Origin of the sequence: Micromonospora sp. AP08, assembly GCF_008085935.1 — a bacterium.
Taxonomy (GTDB): Bacteria; Actinomycetota; Actinomycetes; order Mycobacteriales; family Micromonosporaceae; genus Micromonospora; species Micromonospora chersina.
Genome location: NZ_VSEZ01000007.1, coordinates 267,617 through 287,085, shown reverse-complemented (window position 1 = coordinate 287,085; position 19,469 = coordinate 267,617). Strand labels below are relative to the sequence as shown.

Genomic DNA, 19,469 nt, shown 5'->3' with positions numbered 1-19,469 from the left:
GCAACCGTCGACAGTGGATATCCCGTTCCTGGGAGCGCGCGCATAGAGTGGTGTGGACCGCACCATGCCGCGGGGTCGGCCCGGCTGCCGGGCCACCCGCGGCGACGACCTGGGGGACCGAGCGAATGCAGACGCCGGACGGACTTCCCGCCGAGATCGACCTGACCCGGCCGAGCGCGGCCCGGGTCTATGACTACTTCCTCGGCGGCGCGCACAACTTCGAGATCGACCGGCAGCTCGCCGAGCAGATCGCCGCCATGACGCCGAACCTGGCGGCCACCATGCGCTCCGGGCGCGAGTTCCTGCGCCGGGCCGTCCGGGTGCTGCTCGACGCCGGCATCGACCAGTTCCTCGACGTCGGCTCCGGGATTCCCACCGTCGGCAACGTGCACGAGGTCGCCCAGGCGGCCAACCCCGAGGCCCGGATCGTGTACGTCGACATCGACCCGGTCGCCGTGGCACACAGCCGGGAACTGCTCGCCGGCAACGACCGGGCCACCGCGATCCTGGCCGACCTGCGGGAGCCGAAGCTGATCCTGGACCAGGCCCGGGCCAGCGGCCTGATCGACTTCGACCGCCCGGTCGGCATCCTGCTCGCCGGGGTGGTGCACTTCATCCGCGACGAGGACCGGCCGGGGGACATCCTGGCCACCCTGCGGGCCGCCGCGGCACCCGGCAGCTTCCTGGTCATCTCGCACTCGACCTTCGAGGACCAGCCGCAGGAGATGCTCGACGCGCAGCGGCTGTCGGCGCGCACCGCCACCGAGATCACGCTGCGCTCGCGGGCCGAGATCACCGGCTACTTCGGCGACTGGACGGTCCTCGACCCGGGGGTCGTGCACATGCCGCTCTGGCGGCCCGACTCGCCGTCCGACGTGGACGAGCACCCCGAGCGGTTCGGTGCGTTCGGCGGCGTCGCCCGGCACGACCGCACCGCCGGCTGAGCCGACATGCGCGCCCCGGACCCCGACGGGGGCGACGTCAGCCGGCCGGGCGCCGCGGCGTACGCCGCCGAGTGGGCCCGGGCGGTGCGGCGCATCGGTTTCGTGCCGTTGAGCGCGGCCGAGACCGAGCGGCTGCTGCTGGCACACACCGTCCGTCTCGGCCGGGCCCTGCTCGCCCCGGCGTTCTCCGCCCAGCCGGCGGAGGACGTCGGGCGGGCCCTGGTCGAGGCGCACCTCACCGAGCCCGGGGTGCTCGACTGGTCGGTGCAGGCGCTCGGTGACCGCCTCCTGCCCTGGGTGCTGCCCACCCTGGTGGAGGCGCCCGAGGTGCGGGAGCGGATCGCCGCCATGCAGGGCGCGTTCGCCGCCGGCTTCAGCCGGGCGCTGCGCGACCGGGTGTTCAGCCAGCAGGAGCGGATCGCCCGCTCGGCCTGGCAGGCCAGGGACGCGGTGGAGCAGGCGCTGCGCGACAGCGAGGCCCGGTTCCGCGCGGTGTTCACCGGGGCGGCCATCGGCATCGGCATCGCCGGGGTGGACGGGCGGATCATCGAGGTCAACCAGTCGTTCGCGGACATGCTCGGCTACACGATGGCCGAGCTGCGCGAGATCACCGTGGACGGGCTGTTCCACCCCGACGACGCCGCCGGCATGTGGGAGCTCTACCAGGAGCTCATCGAGGGCAAGCGGGACAGCGCCCGGGTGGAGAAGCGCTACCACCGCAAGGACGGCAGCGTGGTCTGGACCGACCTCGCCGTCTCGCTGATCCGCCACGACGACGGCCGCCCCCGGTTCACCGTGGCGATGATCGAGGACATCACCGAGCGCTACCAGCTCCAGCAGCGGCTGCGCTTCCAGGCGCTGCACGACCCGCTCACCGGCCTGCCCAACCGGACGCTCTTCTTCGACACGCTCGGCCAGCTCTTCGACACCGCCGAGCCGGAGCAGCGGGTCGGGCTCTGCTTCATCGACCTGGACGGCTTCAAGGCGATCAACGACAGCCTCGGCCACGACCTCGGCGACCGGCTGCTCAAGGTGATCGCCCGGCGGCTGGCCGACTGCGCGTCCGGCCGCGGCCACCTGGTGGCCCGGATGGGCGGCGACGAGTTCGTCATCCTGGTCGACTCCGGCGGCGGCCTCGACGACGCGGTGGAGGTGGCCGAGCTGGCCCTGGCCGCGGTCTCCGCCCCGGTGCACGTCGGCGACCAGCAGCTCGCCGTCTCGGCGAGCATCGGCATCGTCGAGTGCCCGGCCGCCGAGACCAGCGTGTCCGACCTCATGAAGGCCGCCGACACCACGCTCTACTGGGCCAAGGCCGAGGGGCGGGGCCGCTGGGCCGTCTACGACCCGGAGCGCAGCGCCGCCGACATCGCCCGCTCCGCGCTGGCCGCCAACCTGCCCGCCGCGCTGGACCGGGGCGAGTTCGTGCTGCACTACCAGCCGATCGTCTCGCTGCTCGACGGCTCGATGGTGGCGGTCGAGGCGCTGGTCCGCTGGCAGCACCCGGAGCTGGGGCTGATCGGCCCGGACCGGTTCATCGGGCTGGCCGAGGAGACCGGCCTCATCGTCCGGCTCGGCGCCTGGGTGCTCCGGCAGGCGTGCCGGGACGCGGAGAGCTGGCGGCGGGCGTACCCGGAGGCGCAGCTGGTGGTCAGCGTGAACCTGGCCGCCCGGCAGGCCGACGACCCGGCCATCGTGGAGACCGTCGCCGAGGCGTTGCAGCGCACCGGGCTCCCCGCCGAGCTGCTGCAACTGGAGCTGACCGAGAGCGCCGTGATGGGCACCGCCGGGGAGCCGTTGCGCGCCCTGCACCAGCTCGCCGACCTCGGGATCCGGCTGGCCATCGACGACTTCGGCACCGGCTACTCGAACCTCGCGTACCTGCGGCGGCTGCCGATCCAGTGCCTGAAGCTGGCCGGCCCGTTCGTCGAGGGAATCCGGGCCGACGGGGCGGACGCGGTCGCCGACCACCGCGACGAGCGGATCGTGGACGCGCTGGTCCGGCTGGCCCATGCGCTGGAGCTGTGGGTCACCGCCGAGGCGGTGGAGACCGAGGTGCAGGCCGAGCGGCTGCGGTCGCTGCGCTGCGACACCGGGCAGGGCCGCTGGTTCGGCCCACCGATGCCCGCCGCCGACATCCGCGCCCGGCTGGCCGCCGCGGCGGCACCCCGCCGGGACGCCTTCGGTGGCGCGGAGTTGCCCGCCCATCTGCCGGAACAGCGAGCCGAGCGGGCGCAGGCCCGCGCCGCAGGGGAGGAGACGCGGTGAGCCTCAGCGACTCGCAGGCCGTGGTGTCCGTGGTGGCCGCGCTGGCCATCGTCGCCGGCCTGGCCGGGGTGGTGGTGCCCGGGCTGCCGGCGCTGCCCCTCTGCTGGGGCGGCGTGCTGGTCTGGGCGCTCTTCGGCGACGCCGGCCCGGGCCGTTGGGCGGTGCTGGCCGCCGCCACCGTGGTCGCCCTCGGCGGCGTCGTCGTCAAGTACCTCTGGCCGGGGCGGAACCTGAAGCGGACCGGCGTGCCCACCACGTCGCTGCTGGCCGGCGGGCTGCTCGGCCTGGTCGGCTTCTTCGTCATCCCGGTGGTCGGCCTGCCGATCGGCTTCATCGGCGGGATCTGGGGCGCCGAACGGCTGCGGCTGGGCAGCAACCAGCTCGCCTGGCCGGCCACCGTGCAGGCGCTCAAGGCGGCCGGGCTGTCCATGCTGGTCGAGTTCGGGGCCGGCCTGGTCATCGCCGTGCTCTGGGTGGCCGGGCTGCTGTTCGCCTGAAGCCGGCGGTGGGCCTGCGGCTATGCCCCGCCGCTGCCGTGGTGCAGCCACTGCCGCAGGTCCGGCGGGGCCAGTGCGGCCAGCCGGCGCTGGTAGTGGGCCTCGTCGGCCTCGGTGAGGAGCTGCCGCCACTGTCCTGAGGAGCCGCTGCGGAAGAAGCGGTCGTTGTCGGAGAAGAGGCCGAGCCCTTCGTCCGGCGCGAGCTGACCTGCCCGCCGCCGCATGTCACCGAAGGTTGCCGCACGGACCAGTTCCGGCCAGCGCGATTCGGGCACGTCGACACCGAGTCGGGCGGCGACCAGCCGCATCTGACCGGCCAGGTCCCGGGAGAGGTCGGCGTAGTGCAGCAGCACCACCTGGCTGTCGTCGCGGCGCGACCAGGCGTCGGCCAGGTGCCAGACGGTCTCACGCAGGTCCTGGTCGATCCACTCCAGCACCCGGAGCCGCGGGTCACTCGGGCGGGGCTGCCGGGGCCCCTCCTGTTCCGGTCCGGCCACGGCGAAGAGGCGGGCGAGGACCGAGCCGTCCAGGTTGGCCCGGTGGTGGCTCATCGACACGGCGACGTCGCGCGGGTCGCGCCCCACCACCACGTACGTCACGCCGGGCGCGGGGGGCAGGCCGTCGAGTGGGGTGTGCGTCTTGATGACGCGCCGGTGGGTCTGCCGGTCCAAGGTCGCCCGCACCTCCTCGATCGGGCGTAGCCGCATGTCGAGCCAGGGCGAGAGGGCGGTGAGCGGGGCGGGCAGCTCGGGGGTGCCGATGACCAGCAGCGCGCAGATCATCTGCGCCCAGGTCGTACCGCACTTGGACGGGGTGCTCACCACGATGTCGTCCGGCCGGAACGCGAAACCGTCCCACCGGCTGCTGTCGGTGAGGCCCGTGCGGTAACGGGCACGCGGGGCGGTCATCGCCGCACGGTAGCGGAGGAAGCGGCGGCGTGGGGCGTCCGAGGTGCGGCGAACCGCCGCACGGAAGTGAGAGAGAGGTGGACGCCCCGCGCCGCCGCGGGCCGGGCGTTGCCGAGCGCCCGGCGGTGGCCCGTCGCGATCGGGCCTGGTCACGGGCTCAAGGATGCCCCGGAACGGTCGGGCGCGGCAACGCAATTAGCCGTGCCGGCCGTGAGATTCCCACGGCTGCCGTATTGACCGCCTTGATCGACGGGATCACACTTTGCCCACTCGCAACGGGGAACCCACCTCGAGGAGGTGTGCAGTGGCCACGACGCCCGCGCCGACCGCCGAGCAACCGATGGACGACGACGCCCGACGACTCGCCGAACTCGGCTACAAGCAGGAACTCCACCGCAAGTGGAGCGGCTTCTCCAACTTCGCCATCTCGTTCTCGATCATCTCGATCCTGGCCGGCTGCTTCACCACCTTCGGCCAGGCCTGGAACAACGGCGGTCCGGTCGCCATCTCCTGGGGCTGGCCGCTGATCTCGCTGTTCATCCTGATCATCGGCTTCTGCATGGCCGAACTGGTCTCGGCCTACCCGACCGCCGGCGGGATCTACTGGTGGGCCGCCACCATGGGACGGCCGGTGCACGGCTGGTTCACCGGCTGGCTCAACCTCATCGGCCTGGTGGCGGTGACCGCCTCGGTCGACTACGGCTGCGCCACCTTCCTCAACCTCACCCTCTCCGCGCTCTTCGACGGCTGGGCCGGCACCGCGCACCAGACCTTCGGGCTGTTCGTGGTGATCCTCGCCCTGCACGGGCTCATCAACATCTACGGGCACCACGTCATCGACGTACTCCAGAACGTCTCGGTCTGGTGGCACGTGGCCGGCGCGGCCGCCGTGGTGCTCATCCTGGTCCTGGTCCCGGACGACCACCAGAGCTTCAAGTTCGTCTTCACCGAGCGGTTCAACAACTCCGGCTTCGGCGACGGCGACACCGGCGGGCTCACGTTCTGGTTCTACGTGCTGCCGCTGGGCTTCCTGCTCACCCAGTACACGATCACCGGCTTCGACGCCTGTGCCCACGTCTCCGAGGAGACCCGGGGCGCCTCGAAGGCCGCCGCCCAGGGCCTCTGGCGGTCGATCTTCTATTCGGCGGTGGGCGGCTGGATCCTGCTGCTCGCCTTCCTGTTCGCGGCCACCGACGTGGACGCGATCAACTCCGCGGGCGGCTTCTCCGGGGCGATCTTCGAGTCCGCGCTGACCCCGTTCTTCTTCAAGGCCGTCATCATCATCTCCACCATCGGCCAGTTCTTCTGCGGGATGAGCTGTGTGACCTCGATGTCCCGGATGGCGTACGCGTTCAGCCGGGACCGCGCGGTCCCGGGCTGGCGGCTCTGGTCCCGCGTGGACCGCAACGGCACCCCGGTCAACGCCATCATCGCGGCCACCCTGGCCGGGCTGGTGCTCACCCTGCCCGCGCTCTACCAGAAGGCCGGCGTGCCGGTCGCCTTCTACGCCGTGGTCTCGGTCGCGGTGATCGGGCTGTACCTGTCCTTCCTCATCCCGATCTTCCTGCGGCTGCGGATGGGGGACCGGTTCGTGCCGGGACCGTGGACGCTGGGCCGCAGGTACAAGCTGCTCGGCTGGATCGCGGTGATCGAGATCGCGATCATCTCCGTCTACTTCGTGCTGCCCATCGTGCCGGCCGGTGTGCCCGGCAACGCGGAGTTCAGCTGGACCGCGGTGAACTACGCGCCGCTCGCCATCGGCGGGGTGCTGCTCGGGGTGGCCATCTGGTGGTACGCCTCGGCCCGGAAGTGGTTCACCGGCCCCCGCCGTACCGTGGACGTTCCGGCGCAGCGCCCCGCCGCGGACGCCGCACCCGCCGACGAGCCGGCCTGAACCGCCCTCCTCGCCGGCGCCGGCTCACCCGGCGCCGGCGAGGAACGCCGAGCGTGGGGCCGGCTAACCGATCAGGAATCAAGAAGCGACCAGGATGCCCTCGGGCCTAGCCTTTTGCCAGGCAGCCGGCAGGACGCCGAGCTGAACAGCGAAGAAGGAGCCCGAGAATGTCCGCGAAGAACGCCACGACCGTGCCCGATGGTTTCAGCGCCGAGGAGCGCGCCGCCATGAAGGAGCGCGCCGCCGAGCTGCGCGCCGAGGGCAAGAAGGGCGCCAAGAAGGCCGACGACCTCCAGGCGGTGCTCGACCGGATCGCGCAGATGGCGCCGGACGACCGTGCGCTCGCCGAGCGCGTGCACGCGACGGTGACCGCAGCCGCCCCGCAGCTGTCGCCGAAGACCTGGTACGGGATGCCCGCCTACGCGAACGCCGACGGCAAGATCGTTTTCTTCTTCCAGGACTCGGGCAAGTTCAACTACCGCTACTCGACCCTGGGCTTCCAGGACCCGGCCAACCTCGACGACGGGGACATGTGGCCGGTCGCGTACGCGCTCCAGAAGTGGAGCCCCGCCGTGGAGAAGAAGATCGTCACGCTTGTGAAGGCCGCGGTCTCCTGACCGTCGCGGGCAACCGCGAGCCCTCCCGGCATCTATTGTGCGGGCATGTCGATCAACGACCGGGATCTGGTCATCGAGGCGGCGGCAGCCGGGGCCGCGGTCGTGCGCTCGCACTACGGGGCGTCGCTGACACGCTTCGAGAAGTCCGCGGGAGACTTCGCCACGACGGCCGACATCGAGGCGGAGAAGGCGATCCTCGACGTCCTGCGGGCGGCCCGGCCGGACGACCTGCTGCTGGCGGAGGAGAGCGGGCGCACGGGCATCGGCGGGAACGGACGCACCTGGCTGGTCGACCCGCTGTGCGGGACGTTGAACTACGCCGTACGGAACATGCTGGTCTCGGTCAACGTCGCGTTGCGCACCGGAACGCAGGTCGTCGTGGCGGCGTCGGCGGACCCGTTCGCCGACGAGGTGTTCTGGACCGACGGCGCCGGCGCCAACGTGCGTCGCGGCGGCGTGGACGAGCAACTCGCTCCGTCGGCCGAGTCGACGCTGGTGGACGTCAACCTCGATCCACCGTTCCCCAACGAACGGGTCTTCCGGGCCGCCCGGTTACTTGCCGACCAAGGATTCATCGAGCGGTTCCGCCCCCGTGTCGTCTCCACCACCCTGGCGGTGGCCTGGGTGGCCGCCGGCCGGCGCGCCGCCTACGTGACCGATGGCCACCTGCGCGACAGCGTCCACTTCGCGGCCGGCATCGCCCTCTGTGAGGCGGCCGGCTGTGTGGTGACCGGGATCGACGGCCAGCCCCCGCACACCGGGGCGGGCGGTCTCGTCGTGGCCGCCGACGAGCAGACCCACGCCGCCCTGTTGGCCCTTGTCGAGAGCCAGCGTGCCGGACAGGGCTGAGTCCTGTCCGGGGATCCCCGGCGACGGCGTGGAGCAGCCCTTGGCCGGCGGGCGTCTGACCTCTGGCGTGGTCCGCGTCGGTGACACGGTGCGTCGCCCGGCTTCGCCCGCGTCAGGTTTCGTGGCGCGGCTGCTGGCCCATCTCGCCGGAAAGGGCTTCGACGGCTGCCCTCGGCATCTGGGGTGGGACCAGCTCGGTCGCGACATGTTGTCGTTCGTGCCCGGCCATGTTCCGCCACGATGGCAGCGCTTCACCGACGACCAGGTGTGTCGAGCAGCGAGATTGCTACGACGACTGCACGACGCCACCCGGGACCTCGCGCCGGCACTCGGCGGTGAGGTGATCTGTCATCACGACCCTGGCCCGAACAACACGGTGTTCCGGGACGGACAACCGATCGCGTTCATCGACTTCGACCTCGCGGCGCCCGGCGACCCGTTGGAAGACGTGAGCTATCTGGCGTGGTCCTGGTGCGTCTCGTCACGGCCGGACCGGGGGCCGGCGACGGAACAGGGCCGCCAGGTGCGGGCTCTGGCCGACGCCTACGGTCTGGGTCCGGCCGACCGCGACCGCCTTCCAGCCGCGATCGGCGAGCGGTTACGCCGCAACGAGGCGTTCTGGCGGGACGTCCAGGGCGACACAGCTGCATCGGTCCCTCGCGCGCGCTCTGCCGAACTGGTCGCGTGGACCCGACGCGAACTCGCCTTCATCGAGACCAACCATGCTCGCCCTCACCGGGCACATGGGCTACCGCCCGGCGTGGGAGTGCGGGCGCTGCGGCGAGCCGTGGCCCTGCCCGACCTTCCGTTCGATTCCCCGGCAGCGGCTCGACCCGGCGGCGCTCATCCCGGTCATGTCGTTCCTCCTCCGCGGCGCCATCCGGGATCTGCGTGGACGTCCCGAGGGGCCGGAGCCGCCGGAGATCGTGCAGCGGTTCCTCTGGTTCATGCCGCTGACCGACTCCGAGGCCCGGGCGGTCGCCCGCCGGCTGCGGTGATGGGCCGCCGGGTGATCCCGCACGTCCCGATGCGCCCGCTCTGGCGGTGCCGCAACTGTGGCGCGGAGTGGCCGTGCCAGCCGGCCCGGCTGTCGCTGCTCGTCGAGTACCGGGGAAACCGGACGGCGCTGCTGCTCTATCTCGGCGCGCTGATGAGCGAGGCCGCGGAGCAACTCGCCCAGCTCAACCCGGATCACGTCCCGGACCTTCATCACCGCTTCCTCGGCTGGGCGCGGGCCCGCGGCTGATCCGCTCCGCGGCGTCGGCCGAACGCGTTTGCCACGGTGTCCGGAACGGGCATTGACGGTGATCCGGTTCTGCCAGTAGACCTTGGTGATGGAGGCGCGCCGATGAGGAAAGCTCCGCTCACGCTGGAACAGTTGCGCGTCGCGGTCGCCGAGGGCGAGATCGACACGGTGGTGCTCGCGCTGACCGACATGCAGGGCCGCCTCCAGGGCAAACGGTTCCACGCCCGCTACTTCCTGGACCAGGTGGTCGCGCACGGCAGCGAGGGCTGCAACTACCTGCTGGCCGTGGACGTCGACATGAACACCGTCGACGGGTACGCCATGTCGAGCTGGGAACGCGGCTACGGCGACTTCGCCATGCGGCCCGACCTGGACACCCTGCGCCGGGTGCCCTGGCAGCCCGGCACCGCGATGCTCCTGGCCGACCTGGAGTGGCTGGACGGCTCCGGCCCGGTGGTCGCGTCGCCCCGGCAGATCCTGCGCCGCCAGCTCGACCGGCTGGCCGCCCACGGGCTGACCGCGTACGCCGGCACCGAGCTGGAGTTCGTGCTGTTCCGCGACTCGTACGAGGAGGCGTGGCGGCGCGGCTACCGCGACCTGACCCCGGCCAACCAGTACAACGTGGACTACTCGCTGCTCGGCACCGCGCGGGTCGAGCCGCTGCTGCGCCGGATCCGCAACCAGATGGCCGGCGCGGGGCTGGTCCCGGAGAGCGCCAAGGGCGAGTGCAACCTCGGGCAGCACGAGATCGCGTTCCGCTACGACGAGGCGGTGGCCTGCGCCGACCACCACGTCATCTACAAGAACGGGGCGAAGGAGATCGCCGCCCAGGAGGGCATGTCGATCACCTTCATGGCGAAGCCGAACGCGCGGGAGGGCAACTCCTGCCACATCCACTTCTCGCTGCGCGGCGCCGACGGCCGCTCGGCCATGCTCGGCGACGGGCCGGCGCACCTGTCGACCACCGGGCAGCGGGTGCTGGCCGGGCTGCTCGCCACCATGCGCGAGTTCAGCCTCCTCTTCGCGCCCAACATCAACTCCTACAAGCGCTACCAGCCGGGCTCGTTCGCCCCGACCGCGTTGCGCTGGGGCACCGACAACCGCACCTGCGCGCTGCGGTTGGTCGGGCACGGCCAGGGGATGCGGGTGGAGAACCGGGTGCCGGGCGCCGACGTCAACCCGTACCTGGCGATCGCCGCGCTGGTGGCCGGCGCGGTGCACGGCATCGAGCGGGAGCTGGAGCTGGGCGAGGAGTGCGGCGGCAACGCGTACGACGACGGGGACGCCGAGCGGGTGCCCGGGACGCTCCGGGACGCCCTCACCCTCTGGGAGTCCTCGGCGACGGCGAAGGACGCCTTCGGGGACGAGGTGGTCGCCCACTACGCCAACAACGCGCGGGTGGAGTTGGCCGCCTTCGACGCCGCCGTCACCGACTGGGAGCTGGTCCGTGGCTTCGAGCGCCTCTGACCTTGCGCTCCCCGTCGGCCAGGAGAAGGGTGGGGCGCGTGACTCAGGTGATCAACCCGGCGACCGGTGAGCCGCTGCGCGAGGTGCCGGCCACCTCGCTCGACGAGACCGACGCGGCGATCGAGCGGGCGGCGGCCGCCTTCGAGACGTGGCGGGCGGTGGGGCCGGGGGACCGGGCGCGGTTGTTGCGGCGGTTCGCGGCCGTGGTCGACGCGCACCGGGAGGAGCTGGCGCTGCTGGAGGTGCGCAACGCCGGGCACACCATCGGCAACGCGCGCTGGGAGGCCGGCAACGTCCGGGACGTGCTGGACTACTACGCGGGCGCGCCGGAGCGGCTGACCGGCCACCAGATCCCGGTGCCCGGCGGGCTCGACGTCACCTTCCACGAGCCGCTCGGCGTGGTCGGGGTGATCGTGCCGTGGAACTTCCCGATGCCGATCGCCGGGTGGGGCTTCGCCCCGGCGCTCGCCGCCGGCAACACGGTGGTGCTCAAGCCGGCCGAGCTGACCCCGCTGACCGCGCTGCGCCTGGCGGAGCTGGCCCTCGACGCCGGCCTGCCGGAGGGCGTGTTCACCGTGCTGCCCGGCCAGGGGAGCGTGGTGGGCGAGCGGTTCGTCACCCACCCGGCGGTCCGCAAGGTCTGCTTCACCGGCTCCACCGAGGTCGGCACCCGGATCATGGCCGGCTGCGCCGCCCAGGTGAAGCGGGTGACGCTGGAGCTGGGCGGCAAGTCCGCCAACCTGGTCTTCGCCGACGCCGACCTGGCGAAGGCGGCGGCCAGCGCGCCGGCCGCGGTCTTCGACAACGCCGGCCAGGACTGCTGCGCACGCTCCCGGATCCTGGTTCAGCGATCGGTGTACGACCGCTTCCTCGAACTGCTCGAACCGGCCGTGCGGGCGTTCCGGGTCGAGGACCCGGCCGCCGAGAGCGCCGAGATGGGCCCGCTGATCTCCGCCGGGCACCGGGACCGGGTCGCCGGATACGTGGACGGGGCGAAGGTCGCCTTCACCGGCGCCCGCCCCGACGGCGCCGGTTTCTGGTACGCCCCGACCGTGCTGCTCGCCGACTCCCCGGCCGACCGGCACTGGCGGGAGGAGATCTTCGGCCCGGTGGTCTCGGTGCTCGCGTTCGACGACGAGGCGGACGCGATCCGCCTGGCCAACGACACCGAATACGGCCTCTCCGGCTCGATCTGGACGCGGGACGTGGGGCGCGCGGTCCGGGTGGCCCGGGCGGTCGAGTCGGGCAACCTGAGCGTCAACTCGCACTCCTCGGTGCGCTACTGGACCCCGTTCGGCGGGATGAAGCGCTCCGGCCTCGGCCGGGAGCTGGGCCCGGACGCGCTGCACGCCTTCACCGACGTCAAGAACGTGTTCATCAGCACGGAGGAGTGAGATGCAGGGACGGCTTCAGGACCGGGTCGCCGTGGTGACCGGGGCAGGTAGCGGCATCGGCCTGGCCACGGTGCGGCGGTTCGCCGCCGAGGGGGCCCGGGTGGTCTGCGTGGACATCGACGCCGAGGCGGGCAAGCGGGCCGCCGACGAGGTGGCCGGCGAGTTCGTGGCCGCCGACGTGGCCGACGAGGCGGCGGTGCGCGACCTCTTCGACGGGGTGGCCGAGCGGCACGGCCGGGTGGACGTGGCGTTCAACAACGCCGGCATCTCGCCCCCCGACGACGACTCGATCCTGGAGACCGGGCTGGACGCCTGGGAGCGGGTGCTGCGGGTCAACACCACGAGCGTCTACCTCTGCTGCAAGTACGCCATCCCGCACATGCGGCGGCAGGGCAAGGGCTCGATCATCAACACCGCCTCGTTCGTGGCGCTCATGGGGGCGGCGACGTCGCAGATCGCGTACACGGCGAGCAAGGGCGGGGTGCTGGCGATGACGCGGGAGCTGGGCGTGCAGTTCGCCCGGGAGGGCATCCGGGTCAACGCGCTCTGCCCCGGCCCGGTCGCCACCCCGCTGCTGCTGGAGCTGTTCGCCAAGGACCCGGAGCGGGCCGCCCGCCGCCTCGTCCACGTGCCGATGGGCCGGTTCGGCAACCCCGAGGAGATCGCCGCCGCGGTGGCCTTCCTGGCCAGCGACGACGCCTCCTTCATGACCGCCGCGCAGTTCGTGGTGGACGGCGGGATCACCGGCGCGTACGTGACACCGCTGTGAGCGCGAGGAGTGAGCCGGGGTTGCGAGCCCCGCAGCCGCGAACGGAGCCAGCTCAGTGAGTCGGCCGGTGATCGGCGTCACCGCGTACGTCGAGCCGGCCGGCTGGGCGGTGTGGCGGGACGTGCCGGCGGCGCTGGTGCCGCAGGCGTACGTCCGGGCCGTGACGGCGGCCGGCGGCCGGGCCGTGGTCCTGCCGCCGGACGACACCGACGCCGACGTGCTGCGGGTGCTCGACGGGCTGCTGCTGGCCGGCGGCGCCGACGTCGGCCCGGAGCGGTACGGCCGGCCGCCCGACCCGCGCACCGAGAGCCGCCCGGACCGGGACGCCGGGGAGCTGGCGCTGCTGACCGCCGCGCTCGCCGCCGACCTGCCGGTGCTCGGGGTGTGCCGGGGCATGCAGCTGCTCGCCGTGGCCTACGGCGGGACGCTGCACCAGCACCTGCCGGACGTCGTCGGGCACGACCGCCACCGCCCGGCCCCCGGGGTGTACGGGTCGCATCCCGTCCGGTTCGCCGACGGCAGCCTGGCCGGGGCCGTGATGGCCGGCGTGGACGAGGTCAACTCGTACCACCATCAGGGCGTGGCCGACCCGGGCGGCCTGGCCGTGACCGGGTGGGCCGACGACGGGGTGGTGGAGGCCGTGGAGGATCCGGCCCGGCGCTTCCTGCTCGGCGTGCAGTGGCACCCGGAGAACGAGGCCGATCCCCGGCCGGTGGCCGCGCTGGTCCGCGCGGCGGCCGGCGCCGCACCGGCCGGCCCCGCCCGACTCGCCCCGGGCCGCCGGTTGCGTCAGGATGAGGCGTAGGTAACCAGCGTCCGACCGGCGACATGCGTTACGTTGCTCCTCCGTCCGGGTAGTAGGCGGGGACGACCGGCGTGCTCGCGCCGGTCGTCGTGGACATTGGCCGAAGCGGGAGGCTGCATGGGCTCGGCCCAGGGGGGCGGGGACGTCGATCGTTCGTCCTCGGGGACCGGGGAGGCGAAACTCTCTCCACTGCTGACCGCGGCGTTCGCCGCCGGCGGCGAGATGGGCGAGCGGTTGCGCGGCTTCGACTGGTCCACCACCCCGCTCGGCGCCCCGCACCGCTGGCCCCCCGCGCTCAGCCACGCGGTCAGCACCATGCTCTCCTCGCGCGCCCAGATGGTCGTGTTCTGGGGCCCGGACCACCTGGCCTTCTACAACGACGCCTACCGGCCCACCATCGGCGACAAGCACCCGGCGGTGCTCGGCCAGTCCGCCCGCCGGCACTGGGCCGAGACCTGGGACGTGCTCGGGCCGCTGCTCGACGGGGTGCGCCGCACCGGCGTGCCGTACCGCGGCGAGAACCACCCCTTCGTGCTCGACCGGCACGGCTTCCTGGAGGACGTCTACTTCGACATCTCGTACGACCCGATCCGGGACGCCGACGGCAGCGTGAGCGGGGTGTTCTGCTTCGTCAACGAGACCACCGGCCGGGTCGTCGGCGAGCGCCGGCTGCGCGCCCTGGCCGAGCTGGGCACCGAGCTCGCCGACGTGCCCAGCACCGTGGAGCTGGGCCGGGCCGTCGCCCAGGTGCTCGACGGGCACCGGGCCGACGTGCCGTTCAGCGCCGTCTGGCTGCACGACGAGGACGGGGTCCCGGCGCTGGCCGGCTGCGCCGGGGTGAACCCGGCCACGCTCGCCGGCGGGCCCCCACGCCCCGCCGGCGCCCCGGCGGCGCCCCGCTGGGTCTCCACCGCCGAGCTGCTCGGCGCGGTGCCGCCGGACGCCGCCGACCAGGCTCTGCTGCTGCCGCTCACGGCGACCAACGAGCTGGCCGGCGTGCTGCTGCTCGGGGTCGCCCGCCGGCTGCCCTTCACCGAGGACTACCGCCACTTCGCCGACCTGGTCGCCGCCCAGGTCTCCCGGGCCGTCGGCAAGCAGCGGGCGTACGAGCAGGAGCGGGCCCGGGCCGCCGAGCTGGCCGCCCTCGACCGCGCCAAGACCAACTTCTTCGCCAACGTGAGTCACGAGTTCCGCACCCCGCTCACCCTGGTGCTCGGGCCGTTGGAGGATCTGCTCGCCGACCGCGACCTGCCCGACCCGTACCTCGACCGGCTGGCCATGATGCACCGCAACGCGCTGCGGCTGCTCAAGCTGGTCAACACCGTGCTCGACTTCTCCCGGCTGGAGTCCGGCCGGCTGGCCGCCCGCTACCAGCCCACCGATCTGGCCGACTACACCGCCCGGCTGGCCAGCACCTTCCGCTCGGTCACCGAGCGGGCCGGGCTGCGCCTGGTGGTGGACTGCCCGCCGTTGCCCGCGCCGGTCTACGTCGACCGGGACATGTGGGAGAAGATCGTCCTCAACCTGGTGTCGAACGCGGTCAAGTTCACCTTCGAGGGCGAGATCCGCGTCCGGGTCCGCGCCCGTGACGGCCTCGCCGTGCTGGAGGTGGCCGACACCGGCGTCGGCATCGCGCCGGCGGAGCTGCCGCAGGTGTTCGAGCGGTTCCACCGGGTGCCGGGCGCCCGCTCCCGCACCCACGAGGGCACCGGCATCGGCCTCGCCCTGGTCCGCGAGCTGGTCGAGATGCACGGCGGCACGGTCGAGGCGCACAGCGTCGTCGACCGGGGGAGCGCCTTCACGGTGCGGCTGCCGTTCGGGTACGCGCACCTGCCCGCCGACCGGGTGGCCGCCCTCGCCCCGGTGCCGCTGAGCGAGCCCGAGCAGGCCCGGCTCTACGTCGCCGAGACGGCGCTCTGGACCGACGAGGTGGCCCGGCCGGGCGGGCTGCCGGAGCCGGTCGGCGTGCCGGGCGGATCGGGCCGGGTCCTGGTCGCCGACGACAACGCCGACCTGCGGGAGCACGTGAGCCGGCTGCTCTCCCCGGCGTACGAGGTGGTCACCGTGCCGGACGGCGTGGAGGCGCTGCGGCTGGCCGTCGACTCCCCGTTCGACCTGGTGCTGACCGACGTGATGATGCCCCGGCTGGACGGCTTCGGGCTGGTCACCGCGCTGCGCGCCAACCCGGTCACCCGGGGGGTGCCGATCGTGCTGCTCTCCGCCCGGGCCGGCGCCGCCGAGGAGGTCGCCGGGCTCGCGGTCGGCGCGGACGACTACCTCACCAAGCCGTTCTCCAGCCAGGAGCTGATCGCCCGGGTCCGGGCCAACGTCGAGCTGGGCCAGCTCCGCGGCCAGATCGTCCGCCGGCTGCGGGCGCTCGCCGACGCCGCCGTGGCGATCAACACCGCCCGGTCGACCGCCGAGGTGGTGCGGGTCGCCGCGCGGCACGCGCTCAGCCTGGCCGAGGCCGCCCGGGTGGTGGTCACCGCCACCGGCGCCCGCTACGAGGCGGACGGCGGCGGGGACGTCTCCGCCGAGCCCTCCATGGTGCTGCCGCTGACCGGCACCACCGACGAGCAGCTCGGCGAGCTGCGGGTCTGGCGCCGGGAGGGCGGCGGCACCGAGCAGGCGGCGCTCACCGAGCTGGCCCGGCTGGTCGGCGTGCGGCTGGAGAACGCGCAGCTCTACGAGGCCGAGCACCGGATCGCCACCACCCTCCAGCACAGCCTGCTGCCGCGTACCCTGCCGCAGCTCCCCGGCGCCGTGGTGGCCAGTCGCTACCTGCCGGGCAGCGCCGACGTCGAGGTCGGTGGCGACTGGTACGACGTGATCGGCGCCGCCGACGACGAGCTGGTGCTGGTGATCGGTGACGTGGTCGGCAAGGGGGTGCGGGCCGCCGCCGCGATGGGCCAGCTCCGCAACGCGCTGCGGGCGTACGTGCTGGAGGGCTACGACCCGGGCGAGGCGCTGACCCGGCTCAACCGGCTGGTCGGCTCCACCGAGGGCGGCTCGTTCGCCACCGTGGTCTGCCTCCGCTTCTCCCCGCGCACCGGCCGGCTCCGGTACGCCAGCGCGGGCCACCCCTCCCCGTTGCTGATCCGGGACGGAGACGCGATGTTCCTGCACGACCGGGCGCTCGGGCCGCCGGTCGGGGCGATCCCCGGCACGTCGTACCGGACCGTCGAGGGTGAGCTGGCCCCCGGCGGCCGGCTGCTGCTCTACACCGACGGGTTGATCGAGGACCGGCAGGCCGGTATCGACGCCGGGCTCGGCCAGCTCCGGGCGGACGCGGCGACCCCGGGCGAGCACGTGGCCGATCTGGTCGACGCGGTGGTCGAGCGGGTCGCCGGGCGGACCCGGCACGACGACGTGGCGGTGCTCGCGCTGGAGGCGACCGAGCTGAACCGCTTCGCGCTGCGGCTGCCGGCCGACCCGACCCGGCTCAGCGTGCTGCGCAAGCGGCTGGAGGACTTCCTCGTCGCCCACCACGTCGGCGAGACCGACCTGTTCGACCTCACGGTGGCCATCTCCGAGGCCGCCGCCAACGCCATCGAGCACCCGGTCGCCCCGGCCGAGCCGGCGATCGGCGTCGAGGTGACCATCGAGGACCGGACGGTCACGGCCACGATCCGCGACAGCGGCCGGTGGCGGGAGTCCAGCGGGTCGAGCTTCCGGGGGCGTGGCCTGGCGCTGATCCAGGCCCTCGGCGAGATGAGCGTGACCCGCACGGAGAACGGCACCGAGCTGGTCCTGCGCCGCCGGCTGGCGGACTGAGGCCGGGGCGGGCGGCGGGCTCTCAGGCCGGCGCCACCCAGTCCTGCTCGCCCAGGCCGGAGATCTCCAGCACCCGCCGGACCTGCCGGGACGGCAGCACGGTGAGCGTGCCGGGGAGCTGCTGGGCCAGCCGGACCACCGCGTGGATCGCGGCCGAGTCGAAGAAGGTCACCGACCGCAGGTCGAGCGTGACGTGCCGGGCGGACTCCCCGAGGACGGTCCGGTACATGGTGTCGGCGGTGGCCATGTCGACCTCGCCGGCCACCCGGACGCGCAGTTGATCACCGTCGAGCTCCGCGGTCGCGGAGAAGACGGGCGGTGCGCCCCCTTGATCCACGGAGCAACAATGGCACAGCGGTTGCGACGCGGCAACAACCTGGGCGAGCGGGCCGTGGCGGGGGTCACCAGGGGCCCGGCGATAGGCTGTCGGCATGACCGTCCGTGCGCCGCTGACCCCAGGCACGCTCTCCCCGTGGCGAGCGGTTCCCGCCCACATCCCGCGTCCCGAGTACGTGGGCAAGAAGCGGCCGCAGGAGTGGCGCGGGTCGCACGTGCAGACGCCGGAGACCATCGAGAAGATGCGGATCGCCGGCCGGCTCGCCGCCCAGGCCACCCAGCTCGCCGGGGAGCACTGCAAGCCGGGGGTGACCACCGACGAGATCGACAAGGTGGTCCACGAGTTCCTCTGCGACCACGACGCGTACCCCTCGACGCTGGGCTACAAGGGCTTCCCGAAGTCCTGCTGCACCAGCCTCAACGAGGTGATCTGCCACGGCATCCCGGACTCCACCGTGCTCCAGGACGGCGACATCATCAACGTCGACGTGACCGCGTACATCGGCGGGGTGCACGGCGACACCGACGCCACCTTCTGCGTGGGCGAGGTGAGCGAGGAGGCCCGCCTGCTCGTCGAGCGGACCCACCAGGCCATGATGCGTGGGATCAAGGCGGTCGCACCGGGCCGGCAGATCAACGTCATCGGCCGGGTCATCGAGTCGTACGCCAAGCGGTTCGGCTACGGCGTGGTCCGCGACTTCACCGGCCACGGCATCGGCGAGTCCTTCCACAGCGGCCTCTACGTGCCGCACTACGACAGCCCGCGCCCCACGGACGTGATGGAGCCCGGCATGACCTTCACCATCGAGCCGATGATCACCCTCGGCACCCACCAGTACGACATGTGGGACGACGGCTGGACGGTGGTCACCAAGGACCGCCGGTGGACGGCGCAGTTCGAGCACACCATCGTCGTGACCGACGACGGCTACGAGATCCTGACCCTGCCGTGACCGACACCCCGGCGGCGCTGCGCGAGGCGCACCACGCGGACGTGTCCGGCGGCTGGCTCCGGCCCGCGGTGTTCGGGGCGATGGACGGGCTGGTCACCAACATCGCGCTGATCGCCGGCGTCGGCGGCGGCGGGGTCTCCCCGCGCAGTGTCGTCCTCACCGGGGCGGCCGGTCTGGTGGCCGGCGCCATCTCGATGGGGCTGGGCGAGTACACCAGCGTCCGCTCGGCCAACGAGCAGGTGGCCGCCGAGGTGGCCAAGGAGCGGCGCGAGCTGGAACGGCACCCCGAGGCGGAGGCCCGCGAGCTGGCCGACGCGTGGGTGGCCCGGGGGTTGCCCCGGGACCTGGCCACGCAGGTCGCCGAGGCGGTCCGGCGCAACCCGGAGGAGGCGCTGCGGGTGCACGTCCGGGAGGAGTTGGGCGTCGACCCCGACGAGCAGCCCAGCCCGTGGGCGGCGGCGGTCTCCTCGTTCCTCTGCTTCTCGGTCGGCGCGCTGGTGCCGCTGATCACCTACCTGCTCGGCTTCACCAGCCTGGCGCTGGCGCTCGGCGTCGGCGGGGTGGGGCTCTTCGTGGCGGGCGCCATCGTGGCCCGGTTCACCAACCGCCCCTGGTGGGTCGGCGGGCTGCGGCAGCTGCTGCTCGGCGCCCTCGCGGCCGGCGCCACCTACCTGGTGGGCGCACTGATCGGAATCCAGGGCGGGATCGGCTGACGAGCCTGGTGGGCGTCAGCGTCGAATCGGCATCCAGG

At 73.1% G+C, this 19,469-nt stretch carries 16 protein-coding genes and 2 pseudogenes; 16 read left to right on the top strand and 2 right to left on the bottom strand.

Annotated elements, in window-relative coordinates; translation table 11 throughout:
- Positions 1-125 precede the first annotated feature (125 nt).
- The 3 genes and pseudogenes from FXF50_RS14995 (at position 126) to FXF50_RS14985 (ending at position 3,706) form a co-directional block, all read left to right on the top strand.
- A complete protein-coding gene (locus tag FXF50_RS14995) occupies positions 126-944 on the top strand; it encodes an SAM-dependent methyltransferase (protein ID WP_148428244.1) in 819 nt (272 codons plus the stop codon).
- A 6-nt stretch (positions 945-950) separates the two neighbouring features.
- Positions 951-3,092 (top strand): annotated as a pseudogene (locus FXF50_RS14990) (putative bifunctional diguanylate cyclase/phosphodiesterase); the annotation flags it as partial.
- A 113-nt stretch (positions 3,093-3,205) separates the two neighbouring features.
- On the top strand, positions 3,206-3,706 hold the full coding sequence (locus tag FXF50_RS14985) for a DUF456 domain-containing protein (RefSeq protein ID WP_148428240.1): 501 nt from the start codon (positions 3,206-3,208) through the stop codon (positions 3,704-3,706).
- A 20-nt stretch (positions 3,707-3,726) separates the two neighbouring features.
- Here the strand turns inward: FXF50_RS14985 and FXF50_RS14980 are convergent, their stop codons facing one another.
- The gene (locus FXF50_RS14980; RefSeq protein ID WP_148428238.1) at positions 3,727-4,614 is read right to left on the bottom strand and encodes a sulfotransferase domain-containing protein; all 888 of its coding nucleotides are present in this window, start codon (positions 4,612-4,614) and stop codon (positions 3,727-3,729) included.
- Between the two features lie 304 nt (positions 4,615-4,918).
- Here FXF50_RS14980 and FXF50_RS14975 point away from each other — a divergent pair, with 304 nt between their 5' ends.
- From FXF50_RS14975 to FXF50_RS14925, 11 genes and pseudogenes are all read left to right on the top strand, one after another.
- A complete protein-coding gene (locus FXF50_RS14975; RefSeq protein ID WP_148428236.1) occupies positions 4,919-6,508 on the top strand; it encodes an amino acid permease in 1,590 nt (529 codons plus the stop codon).
- A 167-nt stretch (positions 6,509-6,675) separates the two neighbouring features.
- The gene (locus tag FXF50_RS14970; protein WP_148428234.1) at positions 6,676-7,125 is read left to right on the top strand and encodes an iron chaperone; all 450 of its coding nucleotides are present in this window, start codon (positions 6,676-6,678) and stop codon (positions 7,123-7,125) included.
- A 45-nt stretch (positions 7,126-7,170) separates the two neighbouring features.
- Entirely contained in the window at positions 7,171-7,974 is an 804-nt protein-coding gene (locus FXF50_RS14965) for an inositol monophosphatase family protein (protein WP_148428232.1), read from the top strand.
- A gap of 205 nt (positions 7,975-8,179) precedes the next feature.
- Positions 8,180-8,524 (top strand): annotated as a pseudogene (locus FXF50_RS30250) (aminoglycoside phosphotransferase family protein); the annotation flags it as partial.
- A 172-nt stretch (positions 8,525-8,696) separates the two neighbouring features.
- On the top strand, positions 8,697-8,972 hold the full coding sequence (locus FXF50_RS14955) for a hypothetical protein (RefSeq protein WP_148428343.1): 276 nt from the start codon (positions 8,697-8,699) through the stop codon (positions 8,970-8,972).
- A gap of 11 nt (positions 8,973-8,983) precedes the next feature.
- The gene (locus FXF50_RS14950) at positions 8,984-9,220 is read left to right on the top strand and encodes a flavin reductase (protein WP_255510033.1); all 237 of its coding nucleotides are present in this window, start codon (positions 8,984-8,986) and stop codon (positions 9,218-9,220) included.
- Positions 9,221-9,322: 102 nt separating this feature from the next.
- Positions 9,323-10,687: a glutamine synthetase family protein gene (locus FXF50_RS14945; RefSeq protein ID WP_148428230.1), complete on the top strand. Its 1,365-nt coding sequence runs from the start codon at positions 9,323-9,325 to the stop codon at positions 10,685-10,687.
- A gap of 38 nt (positions 10,688-10,725) precedes the next feature.
- Positions 10,726-12,081: an aldehyde dehydrogenase gene (locus tag FXF50_RS14940; RefSeq protein WP_148428228.1), complete on the top strand. Its 1,356-nt coding sequence runs from the start codon at positions 10,726-10,728 to the stop codon at positions 12,079-12,081.
- A 1-nt stretch (position 12,082) separates the two neighbouring features.
- The gene (locus FXF50_RS14935) at positions 12,083-12,850 is read left to right on the top strand and encodes a 3-oxoacyl-ACP reductase (protein ID WP_091268577.1); all 768 of its coding nucleotides are present in this window, start codon (positions 12,083-12,085) and stop codon (positions 12,848-12,850) included.
- A 55-nt stretch (positions 12,851-12,905) separates the two neighbouring features.
- The gene (locus tag FXF50_RS14930; protein ID WP_148428226.1) at positions 12,906-13,655 is read left to right on the top strand and encodes a gamma-glutamyl-gamma-aminobutyrate hydrolase family protein; all 750 of its coding nucleotides are present in this window, start codon (positions 12,906-12,908) and stop codon (positions 13,653-13,655) included.
- A gap of 117 nt (positions 13,656-13,772) precedes the next feature.
- Positions 13,773-17,429: a SpoIIE family protein phosphatase gene (locus FXF50_RS14925; RefSeq protein ID WP_148428224.1), complete on the top strand. Its 3,657-nt coding sequence runs from the start codon at positions 13,773-13,775 to the stop codon at positions 17,427-17,429.
- A gap of 22 nt (positions 17,430-17,451) precedes the next feature.
- Here the strand turns inward: FXF50_RS14925 and FXF50_RS14920 are convergent, their stop codons facing one another.
- Entirely contained in the window at positions 17,452-17,766 is a 315-nt protein-coding gene (locus FXF50_RS14920; protein ID WP_255510032.1) for an STAS domain-containing protein, read from the bottom strand.
- A gap of 94 nt (positions 17,767-17,860) precedes the next feature.
- Here FXF50_RS14920 and map point away from each other — a divergent pair, with 94 nt between their 5' ends.
- Both map and FXF50_RS14910 read left to right on the top strand, forming a co-directional pair.
- Positions 17,861-18,718, top strand: a complete 858-nt coding sequence (gene map, locus FXF50_RS14915) for a type I methionyl aminopeptidase (protein WP_107074587.1) — start codon at positions 17,861-17,863, stop codon at positions 18,716-18,718.
- Positions 18,715-19,431, top strand: coding sequence for a VIT1/CCC1 transporter family protein (locus FXF50_RS14910; RefSeq protein WP_148428221.1), 717 nt, complete (start codon positions 18,715-18,717; stop codon positions 19,429-19,431). Before map ends, FXF50_RS14910 begins: the two co-directional genes overlap by 4 nt.
- Positions 19,432-19,469: the final 38 nt, after the last annotated feature.